Here is a 13,482-nt window from a genome sequence, read left to right on the forward strand (position 1 = left end):
TGTTAGAGCCGAGCTAGTATTATATTTTCGGAAACAAATACATGCTTTCTTGAGCAAGTTCTAAGGGTTTAGACGTTAAATTCTAAAGATTCCCGAAGAGAAGATCTTAAGACCTCATCAAACCTTCCAAGAAAGAAACGTAATTTTCCCGTCCAGGATAAGGCCTTCTCGCAGTTCCACTTTGAACTGCTGCTTCCGCAACCGCAGGAGCTACATGGTATAATACCCTTTGGTCAAAAGGTTTTGGGATCAGGTAATCAGGACCGAATACGAATTTTTCCCCGCCATACGCAAGGCTGACTGCATCAGGAACTTCCATCCTAGCGAGTTCTGCCAAAGCACGAGCTGCAGCCAATTTCATTTCTAAAGTAATATGTTTGGCTCTTACGTCCAAAGCTCCTCTGAAAATGAATGGAAAGCCTAATACGTTATTCACCTGGTTCGGCATATCGCTTCTTCCGGTACCCATAATGATATCAGGGCGAACCTTCTTAGCTATTGCGTACGGAATCTCCGGGTCCGGATTTGCCAAAGCAAAGATAACCGGATTAGGGGCCATGGATTTTACCATATCCTCGGTTACCATGTCTGCTACAGAAACTCCCACAAAAATGTCTGCATCCTGCATAACGTCTGCAAGAGTACGAGCGCTAGTCTTCTGAACGTATTTTTGTTTGGTAGAATTTAGATCGGTTCTTTCAGTGTGGATCACACCTTTTGTATCCACTAAAAAGATATGTTCTTTGCGGATACCGATATGTTGGACTAATTCTGCGATCGCAATGCCTGCGGCCCCAGCCCCACAAACCACCATCTTTACATCACTAGGGCGTTTCTTATTGATCTCGAATGCATTCAAAAGTCCAGCAACGGTGATGATCGCCGTCCCATGTTGGTCGTCATGGAAGACCGGTATATTCATTCTTTTGATGAGTTCTTCTTCTATATAAAAACTTTCAGGAGCTTTGATATCTTCTAGGTTGATCCCACCGAAAGTAGGCTCAAGCATTTGGACAGCTTTTATAAAATCATCCGGATCTTTGGCATCGACTTCTATATCAAATACGTCAATCCCAGCAAATTTTTTGAAAAGTACTGCTTTACCTTCCATCACAGGTTTCCCTGCGGCAGGTCCGATATCTCCCAGACCCAAGATTGCGGTTCCGTTAGTAATAATTCCTACCAGATTTCCTTTGTTTGTGTATTCATACACAAGATCCGGATTTTCTTTAATTTCCAGACACGGATAAGCAACTCCCGGTGAGTATGCTAAGGATAAGTCGAAGGAATCTCTAGTCGGCTTTGTAGGAACAACTTGTATTTTACCCTTTGGATGAAGGGAATGATATTCGAGGGATTTTTCTCTCATAACGATAAAACCAATTTTTCGACGATCGGGCCTAGGTTCTATTCTATTTCTGAAAGAGCTTATTTCCCAACACAGAATTTACTAAAAATTCTTCCTAAAATTTCTTCGGTGTCCACTCTTCCATTTACTTCTCCGATTTGTTCCAATGCAGAATCTATTTCTTTGATGTAAATCTCAGCTGGAGCACCTTCTGCCATTAAAGTCAGACAGTTTTCCAGGCTTCGAGTGATAGAAGAAAAATGAAATCTATTCCTTTCTTCCAAAAGGACATAATCTTCTGAACTTTCTAATCCAGCGAGTTTTGTGGAAATTTCAGAGACCAAAGTATCTAAACCTTGTCTGGATTTGCAGGAAACTTCGACTAAGACGGTTCCAGGATAATTTTTCTTTAAGATATATTGAGAATCCCAACTTGGATCTCTTATATCTGATTTATTTGCTGCAACGATGGCACCTTCGAGTTTCGATCTGTTTTCTTCTGCAAACTTATCCCAATCGTTCTTTTGAGAAACATCGATCACAAAAAGCCTTACATCTGCTTGAGAGAATTCTTTCTCACTTCTCTCAATGCCCATCTTCTCTATCTGATCGCCGGTTTCTCTTACTCCTGCAGTATCTATCAGTCGGATAGGAATACCTGAGAGCAAAAAATCTTCGCTGATATAATCTCGAGTGGTTCCTGGAATTTCGGAGATGATAGAACGATCTCTTCCCAGAATCAGGTTCATCAAACTGGACTTACCAGTATTTGGTTCTCCGTATAAGACAACTCTACTTCTTTCCAGAAGAGTTTCCGTCTCACTGGATCTTTTGAGAAGATTAGAGCAAATATCGGAAATAGAACGAATTCTTTTTTTCCTTTCTTCTAGGGATTCAAAGGTAAGATCTTCTGTGGAAAAATCGATCTCTGCTTCGCATTCTGCTTTGAGTGAGATGAGTTGGCTTCTGAGATTCGAAGCAAGTCTCGAAATTTCTCCAAATGCATTCTTTTGGGCGAGCTCCAATTCGAACCTGGAACGAGCACCTATAATTCTTCCGATTGCTTCCGCTTCATTCAGATCTATTTTTCCGTTTAAAAATGCTCTTTTGGTAAACTCACCTTGTTTGGCAGGTCTTGCTCCGGAACGAAACAAACATTCTAAGGCTTCTCTGAGTAGGATCGGATTTCCATGAGTGTGGATCTCGCATAGATCTTCTCCGCTAAAAGAATTCGGTCCTGCGAAATAGATAAAGACTACTTGGTCTAATTTTTTTTCCCCATCTACAAAACGACAGGTATACGCGTTACGAGGTTTGATGGATGAAAGAGGAAGGGCTCCATCAAAAAAAGATAAATGCCTATAGGCGATAGGGAGTGCTTCCGGTCCGGACAACCTAAGAATGCCTATGGCACCGGCCCCGGAAGCTGTGGAGATAGCTGCTATTGTATCAGCCACGACTGATCAGTAGTCGTTTACTTCCTCGAGTAAGTCCCCGTTAGGACTTTTATCGACGACGTCTTTGTACTTGTGTCTGTCTTTCATCGGAATGATTCGAACTTTTTTATAAGTTCCATTTCCTTCCGATCTGGTGAAAACTTTTTCGTTCTCTTGTAGAGCCATGTGAACGATCCTTCTTTCGAAAGGATTCATTGGCTCAAGTAATTTGGACTTACCTGACTTAGCAACGGAAGAAGCTACTGACTTGCTCAATCTGATCAAGGACAGTTCTCTTTTGTCTCTATAAGATTCAGTATCCAATACGATCTTACGACCATGACGGATCTTAGAATCTACCATCAAGTTTACCAAAAATTGAAGAGCATCTAACGTAGCTCCTCTCTTTCCGATAATCAGTCCGGATTCGCGGCTAGTAAGTTCTATATAGATCTTTCCATCCACATCTCCCATTCCGACAACTTCCGCTTCTACTCCCATCTTGCGGAGAAGCGTAAGCACTACTCCGTGGATGATCTTTTCAGCCGGAATATCAAAGTTCGAAACGAATGCTCGAACCACTGCCGGTTTTTTTTGTGTTAAACCTAAAAATCCAGACTTACCGGATTCGACAGTTTCGAAACGAATGTCTCCGGGTTCTAGTCTTAAGGTTTCTAACGCGACCTCTTCAGCCTCGGCTTTTGTTTTTCCTTCGGCTTCGAAAATATAGTTTTCCATATCGTATCCTCGATATATGAATTCACACTTTTACAGGGGTTTCGTCTTTCTTACGAATATTGGTTAACCACTGTTGAGCAATGGAAAGGACGTTAGTCACTGTCCAATACAAAGTCAGCCCGGATGGCATGCTCCATAGGAAGAACACCATCATCACTGGCATTAAATACATCATCATTTTTTGGTTCGGATCAGTTTGTACCGAAGTCAATTTCATAGATAGGAACTGAGTTCCAACCATCAATAAAACAAGTAAGTTAATGGAAAGTCCAGTTGCAGAAAGATAAGGGATAGCTGGAGAAGTCCAAATAAAATCAGGCTCACTCAAGTCCGAGATCCAAAGGAAAGGAGATTTCCAAAGATCGATCGTATCCGCAAACGCAACATATAATGCAAAGAAGATAGGAAGTTGGATCAGCATCGGAAGACATCCGCCCAATTGAGAGAGTGGATTCATATTATGCTTTTTATAAAGTTCCAGCATCTTTTCTTGTTTTTTGGCAGGATCGTTAGCATACTTCTCGTTTAACTTTTTAAGTTCAGGCGAAAGCGCGCTCATCTTCTTCATCGCCTCTGCCTGTTTCTGGTTGAGCGGATAGAAGACTAACTTAAATACCAATGCAAAGAGTAAAATACCGAAACCGTAACTTGGGATCGTGTACTTATAGGATTGCTGCAAGAACCAAACGATACCATTTCGGATCGGGGTAAAAATACCTTGATTGAAAGATTTATTCAGGTCAGCACTGATGCCTGCAAAAGTGGACTTAGGATTTTTGAATGGATCCAGTTTCGGATCTCTAAATAACATCCCGTCCCATTCTCTAATTCCAACATAGTTGGCAAATTCCAGAGTTTCTTCTTTTCCTGGATCCAAAGAGATATTAGAATAAGCTAAAACAGTTCCAGTTTCATTTTTCTTTCTATTATCTAAAAGAATTCCTTCTGCTGGATGATTTAATGCGTCAGCTGCTGCTAAGAAGTAACGGCTACCTGAACCGATAAAATCGACACCTTCTCCGCTGCTCCAAACTTCTTTGTAAAATTCGTTTCCGTTCGGATGACCGAAGATAAAGTTACGAATTCCTTCCCAGAATCCCCAAGCGTCCCCACCGTCAGCGAAGTCTTTTTCGCTTCCGTCCATTCTATATACACGGAAGAATTTAGACAGCTCCTGAGTATTCGCTTCTCTTTCCAAAGGAAGAGGTCCTAAACTTCCAAAAGTTCTTAAATAAGCAGGTTTTTCACGATTTCCGAAATAGAGTTTTTCTTTTCCAAGGTTGGTAATAGAGATTTCCGTTTTGAAATAATTTTCGTGAGGGAAAAATCTAAAAACTTTTTTAAGAAGAACACCTTTCTCTGCAGCAGTGAATGTAACGCTTTGATCGTCCTTGTTTTCTTCTGCTTTAAAATTGAGATGATTCCATTCTGAAGCGGCTACATCTTCTTTTCTGTGCGAGAAGTTAAAGTCGAAACCTTTTCCTCGGGAAAGTTCGATCGCCTTGAACTTCTCACCTTCTACTTCAATCTCTTGGAAATCCGCTCTGGTGATGTTGATCTCGTTTCCTTCGACATTTTTATAGTTTTTGATATAGAATTTTTCGATCCTTCCACCTAAGCTAGAAAGAACAACTACATGAGCTTCAGTCTTGAAGGTAAAAGTTTTTACATCCTTAGGATTTGTAACCGTAGCAACAGGTTTAGGTTCGACCTTGGTTTCCTGTTTTACGGTTTCCTTATTTTCAACAGGAGTTTGTTCCGTTTTAGGTTGTTGTTTCGGTTTTCCTGCTTCCGGGTTGAAGTAATAGGTTACTAAGAACCAAACTCCCATGGATAAAATTAACGCGAGAAAAAGTCTGTTTTGTCTATCTTCCATTCCTAATGATTCCTTCTAGGGTTGGGTGGTAAAGGGTCTTCGCCAGAGGCGAATAGTGGATTACATTTTAAGATTCGTTTTGTGCTGAGATAAGTCGCCGACAAGAAATCATATTCTTGGAAAGCCTGCATTGCATATTCTGAACAGCTAGGGTGAAATCTGCAGGAAGGCGGAAGAATAGGTGAGATCCAACGTTTATAAATTTGGATCAGAAAGATGGCGAGTCGGTTCATTTTAATCTGCGAGCTAATTGACCCAAACAAGCCAGAAGTTCGGTGTGATCTTTTTCGAATAGGCTCGGTTTCGCAAGTATTGCGATATCGAAACCCTTTGGAAAAAAGCCAGCCGTTTCGGCCACGGCGGCTCTTAATCTTCTCCGTATCCGGTTTCTGCGAACGGCCTTACCGACCGAACGTTCGGGGCAGTATAAGAACCTGTTTTGTTCCAGGCCATTTCCCCGATAAATCACCGTGAGAGGAGGATTGGTTACCCGTTTTCCGGAAGCGAATAGTTCCCGGATATCCTTCTTAGTTGTAAGTGTCTCTTCTATATGGGTTCGTTAGAATTTTTTACCAGTTCTTTCGTCAGAAACGGTTAACTTGTAACGGCCTTTAGCTCTTCTGCGGGAAAGGACTTTTCTTCCGCCGGCGGTCGCCATTCTGGCGCGGAATCCGTGGGTACGGGCACGTTTAATCCGGCTGGGTTGGTATGTTCTTCTCATATGGTTCCCTGTATCTCTAAGATTGCACTTATAAGACCCTGAATCGGTCTTCGAGTATCATTTTTTACCGAAGAACCAAGGGTCAATCCGTTTCTTTTTACGGATTTTCACTATTAAATATAATGGAATAAATAATGGCAACCCGGCAACGTCCTACTCTCCCACACAGCGAACCATGCAGTACCATTAGCGATGAGAGGCTTAACTTCCGTGTTCGGGATGGGAACGGGTGTGACCCTCTCTCTATAATCACCGAGAATCTATGGACAGTTTGAAAAATTTGCTTGTACTGTCAAGCGCGATTTACTTTTGGTTCAGAGAGTTTTATTCCAATCTATGAACTGTTCTCCTGGCACTCTCTGGCAATTCGGACAGAAGAAGGAATCATGACCCAAAACATTTGCCCTGCGAATCGTGGTCCCGCAACGAGGACACGGTTCATTCTTCCGATTTCGAACCTTAACATGGTCTCGGACCTTAAAATCCAGCGGAGCTTGTTTTTTACGGATATAGTCAATGGAGTCATTTAAGACGGATTTGATACTTTGATAGAGCTGGACTTTCTCTTCTTCAGAAAGTTTGTTGCATGGAGTTTTGGGATGGATCTTAGAATCGAAAAGAATCTCATCCGCGTACGCATTTCCTATAGCACTGAGTTTGGTCTGGTCCATGAGAAAGACGCGAGTTTGTTGGCGATTCTTCTCTATTCTTTTTAAAAACTCTTCTTGCGTAAAATTTTCGGAAAGAAGGTCCACTCCTTGATCAGAGAACTTTGGTATCTGAGAAAAGTATTCGGGCTCGGTAAAATACACCTTCCCCATATGAACATCATCCGCGTAATTCAGGATCTTGTTCTGGAATTTGATCCGAACCGCCAAGTCCTTCTTTTTATATTTTGGATCCAAGGAGAAGCGCCCCGCAAGCATCGGATGAATTATTATATTTCTAGGACCGAATTTAAAATTCAGAAAAGGTCCGGTTCTCTCCAACGTTTCAAATGTAGAACCTATAAAAGAAGTTTCTGATTTTCCACCGCTCAGGTTACGAACGACAAGTGGATCTAAGATCTCTATCTCTTGGATTATCTCTCCTGGAAGTTCTTTTAGAAGACGTTCTCGAATGACTACGAGATCCGGAAGTTCAGGCATAATGGTTCCTATTTCTTTTTACGACTAGGAAGATATTTATAATATTCTACTTCTATCGTATTAATTAAGAAAGTATAATATTTTACGAGTTTTTTATCGTATTTTTTCTTTTGGGCTTCGTTCCTTAAGAACTCTGAGATTTGATCTCGGATTAAAGGAGCCTTTAAATCAGTGTGACTTAAAATGATAGTGCTCGGCATTCCTACTGGAACGATCTCGTCAGGTATCGCAATCGTCGCTGAATTTTGAAGAAGTGCGTATTCAACTGTGGATGCTACTTTATCATCGTCGGATTCAGTTCTAAGATGTGCGACTGATTGGCGAATATTGTCTATATTGTCCCAGATCTTTTTGCGCATCGATTTGGAATCATGTATCTTATCTTGGATCTTAGTAAATCGATTCGGAAATACGAAACGTTCTGCACCTTTTGCGATCAGACTGACTTTCTTTTCTTTAGGGCTTTCTGCCTTTCCGAAATGTTCATCAGCATCGTCATCATCACCGCTTGGATAATAATCGCTAACTGTAGATATTCCGGAATAACTCGCCGCAAATCCTCCACCACCTGAAGATTTAGGAACTCCACCAGGACCAATATCTGATTTTTCTCTATCCCGGAAGAATACCGCAAGCAATCCGCCAATCACAAGTCCAACAGGAAGTCCAACCAGGATTACACCCGCAGCATTAAAGTGAACGCTTGCAATTAAGAAGAATAGCATGGTTCCTACAAAACCTAAAAGTCCCATGGAAAGATTTACTTTTTTAGCGAGTGCTTCGCTCTTTTGGCGATCCTCAACTTCTCTTTCCATTAGGGCCGCATCTTGCTGTAGTTTTACTACGTAATCCGCTTTTAGCATGGAATTGAGTGCTGGGTTCTTGGAACTAAGTAAAGACGCGTGAATCTCTTTTGCGATTGTAAGTTCTTTTTCGGCAGCAGGACTAATTTTGGCATCCGCGGTTAACTTATGAAGGACTGCAGCCATATAACCTGGATCGACCACATATACTTCGGTGGTACCATCTTCTCTTTTAGTTTCTTTCAAACCAAATTTAGTTTTTAGATCTGCAATGATTTCATTTGTATATTTGGAAACAAGTTCAGGATCTGTGATACCAACGGCATCCAAACGTTTTTCAGGTATGAATCTATATAAGGTCAAATTGTTTTGGGAATGATCCTTGACTTGGATATTCAGGCGATTCTTCAAACTTTTGAATGCACCTTCTATCTTTCTCTCACTTAATAGAGATTTTTCTTGGATCAGTTTACGAATAATTCCGATGGATTGTCGACAGGTCTCTGCCACTCTTTTTCCAAGATCATCTTTTTCTTTATCGAAAGGAAAATCTTCCACAAGCTGGATGAGTGCTTCTACCTTTTCACTGTTTTGTTTTTTTCCTGGTTCAGCATTTCCATGTAGTGTTTCGAAATCTTGGATACGAGCTCGGAACAGATTATATCCTGCTCTTTCCGAAAGTTGTTTTAGATATGTAAGAGCGAATACTTCTAACGCGTCACTCTGGGCGCGATAATGTGCTATCACTTCCGGTTGATGTACATAAGTCCCGTCAGGATTCAGCTGCAGATCATCCAAGATCAAATGATAATCGGGAAGGATCTCAACTACTGCGCCTTTGTTCTTTGCATAATTTGCAAAGTCGGCTAGGAAATCGTTCATAGGAATATAGCTATAAGGTTGGAAGCCACGTCTTATAAGACTTGCCATCTCCGATTGTAAAGAAGCAAGCTTAGGATACAACCAGATCTGTCCGCTTTTGTTTTTATGAAGAAGCATAGCTCCAGGACGATCTTCTTCTAATGCGCGGGGTTTCTTCGCTCTATTATTTAAGATAAGATCAATTGTTTCTTCTGAAAAAGAAAAACATGCCTTTCTGTAAGGAGTAACATCGGTCTTGGCTTCCTTTTGCGGAGAAGCAATCGAGATCCTTGCTAAAACCTTGTTTCCATTACGAACCAAGAATGGATAGACCAGAGCGGATTTGTTTCTTCCTTTTTTTTCTAGATCCATCAATTGGCGAAGAGCCATATCCACCGAAGGAGGAGTCTTAGCTTGTTCGCTTAAGTTTCTGTATTTGTTCAGAAGTTCCCCTAGCTTATCTAGGGTAAGAAGGTAAGATGGATGAACACTTTTAGATCCGTGTTTTTCGGTCTTTTTGTGCCAATCACGAAGTTCATCTAAGATACAACGAGCAGTTGCAGAAAGTCCTACAGCTCCATCATTTAAGAAGATATAATCCGGTGCCAAGGCCTCCAAGTCTGGGGCCTTGTTTTGACTAGAAGCCAGCTCCTCAAAGGATATTTCCTGCTCCAAGGTTTCCATGTTTTGCACCGTATCGAAACAACAATCCGAGTAAGGAAATTTTCTATCGTTTCCTTCCAACCAAGATCCATAAAAGAAAGAGAGAATGAAACAATTTTATTCAGCTCTATATTGGCTGAAATTAGATCGAATTAATCCGTATATACACTTAGGATTTCGCCTATTTTTCGTATTCCTTCTTGGATTTCTGAATCTTCTCTGGCAAAACTCATACGTATCGAATCCTCGCCGTAATTTTCTCCACTTTTAGTAACCGGATAGAAATATTTACCTGGTACGATAATGACCCCTTTTTCTTTTAATAGGGGATAAATTTCAGAAATTTTTTTGCGAAGCCCTGTAAATTGAACCCAAAGAAAGAAGGCTCCCTCACTTTCATGGATCCTATATTTTAACTTTCCCTTCCATTCTCTTCGAATAGAAGAAATTGCAAGTTCCCTTTTTTTTAGATAGTAAGGTTTTACTATGTCTCGCGAGAGTCTGAGCCATTCTCCTGATTTTACAAATTCCAAAGCGATATATTGCCCTAAATTTCCTCCGGCTAAATTCAGAACTGCATTCGCTTTATTTAATGTCTTAATGATTTCAGGATCTCCTAACACAAAACCTGTTCTGACACCCGGCAGACCTATTTTAGAAAAACTGAAACTTTGGATCATTCCTTCAGAATGAAAAAGTTTCTCATCCGAAAATACGATCCCAGGAAAAGGAAAACCATATGCGTTATCCAATAAAAATGGGATCTTTCTACTTCTTGCAAAATTAAGGATGAGTTCTAATTCTTCTTTTTTTGCCACTCTTCCAGTTGGATTTGTGGGACGGGACAAAACCACACATCCAAGATCTTCGTTTATTTTTTCAAAAGAAGAAGTGTCCAACTCGTAACGAAATCCATCTTCTCCCGTAACAATTTCTTTGCCTAAAGAATAAGAGAACGAATCAGGATTTATAGGTTGATCCAAGTAACCAATATACTCGGGTAAAACTGGTAAGAAGATTTTTTTAAATGTTCCATCTTCGAATTTTCCAGAATAAAAGTTTAGTAAAAGATAAAAGGCGTTTTGGGAACCGTTAGTGATCGCTATCTGATCTTTAGAAATCGAAGTTCCGATTTCGGAGCTCAATAAGGAGGCAAGTGTTTCTAATGTTTCCTCCTTGCCAGTAGGAGTTTCATATTTCCCTAAAATAGAATCCCAGGCACCAGATTCAGAGAACTGGCTTAAGATCTTTCTCCAGACTTCTTCCACTTCAGGGATTAACGCCGGGCTTCCGCCACCCAACATATAGGTCCCGGGAGAAAGATTGCCCAGGTCCTCCATCAATTGTCCAATCCCCGTTTGGTTACGGAATTTGGCGCCAAATTCAGAAAAAAGTAAATCTTTACCCATAAGGTTATTCCACTTTTCTTTTAGCAAAACTGCCGAAAAGATAATCTAAGAGAGGAAGGATTTTTTTATTCTCTTAACATCCTCTCTGGAGAGACCGATGCATACGATCGATTCCGTCGACTATGATGATATGTTGGATCCAAATACCTTGGACCTTCAGACTTACTTGGAAAAATATCCTTGGGACGAAAAATGGGCCTCATTAGCTGAGCCCATTGAAAAGTTATGGAAATTCGATCTGGAAGTTTCTCCCGAAGAAGTATGGCCCTGGCTGATCGACACTTCTTCTTTTAATAAAAGAATAGATATCCCTGAAATGAAATTTCAGGAGATCAACGGTCGCCTCTTCGGTAAGTCCAAAAACGCAGGGATTCCTGCCGAATGGGAAGAAGTTCCCTGGGAATGGGAATATTGTAAACAACTCAATAATGCACGTATCTATTCCAAAGGCTTCGCTCATTATGTTCGAGTAAGATATCTTGTTTATCCATTAGGCCAAGATTCTACCAGACTATTCGTATACTTTGGTTGGATCCCTAAAGGTTGGCTCGGAAAAACTCTTTTAAAGTTCGGAATGATCCAACTTGAAAAGGCATACGCTAAAGGACTGAAAGGTGTAGTAGAAGACGTAATCAAAACGAGATCATATAGATGGTTAGGGCCGAGCGCATTAAGCATAATCAAAGAATCTAAATCAGAAAAAAATCCTGTATTTCCTGCGAGAATGCAACAGATACGAGTTGGGTATATTAGAGAAGGACAGCCCAGAGAAATAGTAGATAAAGTTTTAAACTATATTCTGGATGCAGATGAATCCGATCTTTATCGGATAAGAATTAAAGCATTATCCAAGGCATGGAAGATACCTGAAAAAGAGTTACTACTCGTATTCTTACATGGATGTAGATTGGGATTATTCACTATGAGTTGGGACGTGGTATGCCCACATTGTAGGGGAGTGAGAACTGAAGCTCAACATTTAGGAGATCTTCCTACAAGAGATACTTGCGAAGTTTGCGAGATACAATTCGAAGCGAATCAATTGAATTCAATCGAGATCACTTTTCATGTGCATCCTTCTATTCGAGAAGTACAAAAAAGAATGTTCTGTGCGGCAGAACCAGCGACTAAAAGTCATATTCGATTCCAAAAATATTTGGAATCAGGAGAAACATATAATTCCAAACTTCTACTTTCTCCTGGAATTTATAGACTCAGAGTAAACGGAGAAAAAAATTATTCTCTATTAGAGGTCAAAGAAGAAGTCCCAAATGAAACCTTAGTTTGGAAAACGGATGAGACTCAGGAACAGATAGAGATTGCGCATCATCCTAAATTAATTTTAGAAAATCTTTCTTCTTCGCGAAAAGGTTTTGTGATCGAAGAAAGAAAAGAAGACCAAGATTGCCTCAGGCCTACCGACTTATTTAACTTCCAAGACTTTAGAGATCTATTCTCTCAAGAGGCTCTTTCTACCGATCTGCAATTAGATATTGGAATGCAGACTATCCTGTTCACGGATATTGTAGGCTCTACAAAATTCTATTATAATAAGGGAGATTCCGGTGCATTCTCCGAAGTCAGATATCATTTTGTCGAAGTTTATAAAGTAGTAAGAGAATTCCAAGGTGCAGTTGTAAAAACAATAGGAGACGCAGTGATGGCCGCCTTCCCTTCCCCTAGCGCTGCTGTTGAGGCTTCTGTAAGACTACAAGAATTTTTCTCCGAGGAAAATACTGAGACTCCGATTCGAATCCGTATAAGTTTACATACGGGACCTTGTTTGGCAGTGAACCTAAATAGTAATATAGATTATTTCGGAAACACAGTAAACTTTGCTGCAAAGTTACAAGCAATCGCCGATGGAGGAGAAGTTGTTTTCTCAGAAACAGTCTTTAGAGAAAAACAGCTCCGCCAATTGATGACCGAAAAAGGTTGGAAGGTAAAAAGAGTGAAATTTCACCAAAGCTGGATCAACGAAGAAACCCAAGCTTACAAGTTGGTGTTCAACGGTTTAACTTCTCCAGAAGAAGATAAGTAAAAACCGATTTGCAAGAACTCGAACAAACCAGATAATACCTGAACCATAGGGCCTAAGTATGATTTTTAAAATAGTTTCTCTTCTTTTAGCTGCTTATTTCATTTTCGCTGGTGCAGTTCAGTATAACGATCCTGATCCGTTGCATTGGATGCTTCTATATTTTACTTCTTCATTAGCATGTATACTTGCAGCGTTTGATAAAGATAAACTTCCTTTATTATATGCAATCATCGGTATGGCTTTAATTGAAATTGCGGCTACTGCCGACGGATTCTTAGATTGGGTCCGAACAGGGAATGAAAATTTAATCACTGCAAAGATGACTGACGAAAAGCCTTATATTGAATTAGGAAGAGAGTTTTTAGGAGCTTTAATCAGTATCGTAGTCATTACCTGGCTTTGGTACAGAAAACGTTCTAAAAATTCTAAATAGGTTAT

The 13,482-nt window shown here is 40.4% G+C and carries 12 protein-coding genes and 1 rRNA gene; 2 read left to right on the forward strand and 11 right to left on the reverse strand.

Annotated features, from left to right (window positions below; translation table 11 throughout):
* Window positions 1-106: 106 nt before the first annotated feature.
* From B1C82_RS10010 to B1C82_RS10060, 11 genes are all read right to left on the reverse strand, one after another.
* Window positions 107-1,369 (reverse strand): malic enzyme-like NAD(P)-binding protein, encoded by a 1,263-nt coding sequence (locus B1C82_RS10010; RefSeq protein ID WP_086447448.1) that lies wholly within the window; start codon window positions 1,367-1,369, stop codon window positions 107-109.
* A 59-nt stretch (window positions 1,370-1,428) separates the two neighbouring features.
* Entirely contained in the window at window positions 1,429-2,805 is a 1,377-nt protein-coding gene (gene mnmE / locus B1C82_RS10015) for a tRNA uridine-5-carboxymethylaminomethyl(34) synthesis GTPase MnmE (protein WP_086447449.1), read from the reverse strand.
* A gap of 6 nt (window positions 2,806-2,811) precedes the next feature.
* Window positions 2,812-3,522 carry an RNA-binding cell elongation regulator Jag/EloR gene (jag, locus tag B1C82_RS10020; RefSeq protein WP_086447450.1) on the reverse strand — a complete coding sequence of 237 codons (711 nt, stop codon included), beginning with the start codon at window positions 3,520-3,522 and terminating at the stop codon, window positions 2,812-2,814.
* Window positions 3,523-3,544: 22 nt separating this feature from the next.
* Window positions 3,545-5,398 (reverse strand): membrane protein insertase YidC, encoded by a 1,854-nt coding sequence (yidC, locus tag B1C82_RS10025; protein ID WP_086447451.1) that lies wholly within the window; start codon window positions 5,396-5,398, stop codon window positions 3,545-3,547.
* Between the two features lie 2 nt (window positions 5,399-5,400).
* A complete protein-coding gene (gene yidD, locus B1C82_RS10030; protein WP_086447452.1) occupies window positions 5,401-5,631 on the reverse strand; it encodes a membrane protein insertion efficiency factor YidD in 231 nt (76 codons plus the stop codon).
* Window positions 5,628-5,948 (reverse strand): ribonuclease P protein component, encoded by a 321-nt coding sequence (rnpA, locus tag B1C82_RS10035; protein ID WP_086447453.1) that lies wholly within the window; start codon window positions 5,946-5,948, stop codon window positions 5,628-5,630. Before rnpA ends, yidD begins: the two co-directional genes overlap by 4 nt.
* 9 nt (window positions 5,949-5,957) lie before the next feature.
* Window positions 5,958-6,119, reverse strand: a complete 162-nt coding sequence (gene rpmH, locus B1C82_RS10040; RefSeq protein WP_020769764.1) for a 50S ribosomal protein L34 — start codon at window positions 6,117-6,119, stop codon at window positions 5,958-5,960.
* 140 nt (window positions 6,120-6,259) lie between these two features.
* Window positions 6,260-6,376 (reverse strand): 5S ribosomal RNA (gene rrf / locus B1C82_RS10045).
* A 57-nt stretch (window positions 6,377-6,433) separates the two neighbouring features.
* Complete coding sequence (locus tag B1C82_RS10050) at window positions 6,434-7,267, reverse strand: Fpg/Nei family DNA glycosylase (RefSeq protein WP_086447454.1); 834 nt, start codon at window positions 7,265-7,267, stop codon at window positions 6,434-6,436.
* Between the two features lie 8 nt (window positions 7,268-7,275).
* Window positions 7,276-9,615, reverse strand: coding sequence for a hypothetical protein (locus B1C82_RS10055; protein WP_086448550.1), 2,340 nt, complete (start codon window positions 9,613-9,615; stop codon window positions 7,276-7,278).
* Window positions 9,616-9,746: 131 nt separating this feature from the next.
* Window positions 9,747-11,003, reverse strand: a complete 1,257-nt coding sequence (locus B1C82_RS10060; protein WP_086447455.1) for a pyridoxal phosphate-dependent aminotransferase — start codon at window positions 11,001-11,003, stop codon at window positions 9,747-9,749.
* Window positions 11,004-11,100: 97 nt separating this feature from the next.
* Between B1C82_RS10060 and B1C82_RS10065 the strand changes: the two genes are divergently transcribed.
* Together B1C82_RS10065 and B1C82_RS10070 are read left to right on the forward strand one after the other, a co-directional pair.
* A complete protein-coding gene (locus B1C82_RS10065) occupies window positions 11,101-13,044 on the forward strand; it encodes an adenylate/guanylate cyclase domain-containing protein (protein ID WP_086447456.1) in 1,944 nt (647 codons plus the stop codon).
* Window positions 13,045-13,102: 58 nt separating this feature from the next.
* The gene (locus B1C82_RS10070) at window positions 13,103-13,477 is read left to right on the forward strand and encodes a transmembrane 220 family protein (protein ID WP_086447457.1); all 375 of its coding nucleotides are present in this window, start codon (window positions 13,103-13,105) and stop codon (window positions 13,475-13,477) included.
* Window positions 13,478-13,482 lie beyond the last annotated feature (5 nt).

Origin of the sequence: Leptospira venezuelensis, from assembly GCF_002150035.1 — a bacterium.
GTDB classification, from domain to species: Bacteria; Spirochaetota; Leptospiria; order Leptospirales; family Leptospiraceae; genus Leptospira_B; species Leptospira_B venezuelensis.

Excerpts from the sequence above, each read along its gene's own strand:
- B1C82_RS10050 (WP_086447454.1), bottom strand. The coding sequence starts at position 7,267 with ATGCCTGAACTTCCGGATCTCGTAGTCATTCGAGAACGTCTTCTAAAA.
- yidD (WP_086447452.1), bottom strand. The coding sequence starts at position 5,631 with ATGAACCGACTCGCCATCTTTCTGATCCAAATTTATAAACGTTGGATC.
- B1C82_RS10060 (WP_086447455.1), bottom strand. The coding sequence starts at position 11,003 with ATGGGTAAAGATTTACTTTTTTCTGAATTTGGCGCCAAATTCCGTAAC.
- rpmH (WP_020769764.1), bottom strand. The coding sequence starts at position 6,119 with ATGAGAAGAACATACCAACCCAGCCGGATTAAACGTGCCCGTACCCAC.
- B1C82_RS10010 (WP_086447448.1), bottom strand. The coding sequence starts at position 1,369 with ATGAGAGAAAAATCCCTCGAATATCATTCCCTTCATCCAAAGGGTAAA.
- B1C82_RS10065 (WP_086447456.1), top strand. The coding sequence starts at position 11,101 with ATGCATACGATCGATTCCGTCGACTATGATGATATGTTGGATCCAAAT.
- yidC (WP_086447451.1), bottom strand. The coding sequence starts at position 5,398 with ATGGAAGATAGACAAAACAGACTTTTTCTCGCGTTAATTTTATCCATG.
- jag (WP_086447450.1), bottom strand. The coding sequence starts at position 3,522 with ATGGAAAACTATATTTTCGAAGCCGAAGGAAAAACAAAAGCCGAGGCT.
- B1C82_RS10055 (WP_086448550.1), bottom strand. The coding sequence starts at position 9,615 with ATGGAAACCTTGGAGCAGGAAATATCCTTTGAGGAGCTGGCTTCTAGT.
- B1C82_RS10070 (WP_086447457.1), top strand. The coding sequence starts at position 13,103 with ATGATTTTTAAAATAGTTTCTCTTCTTTTAGCTGCTTATTTCATTTTC.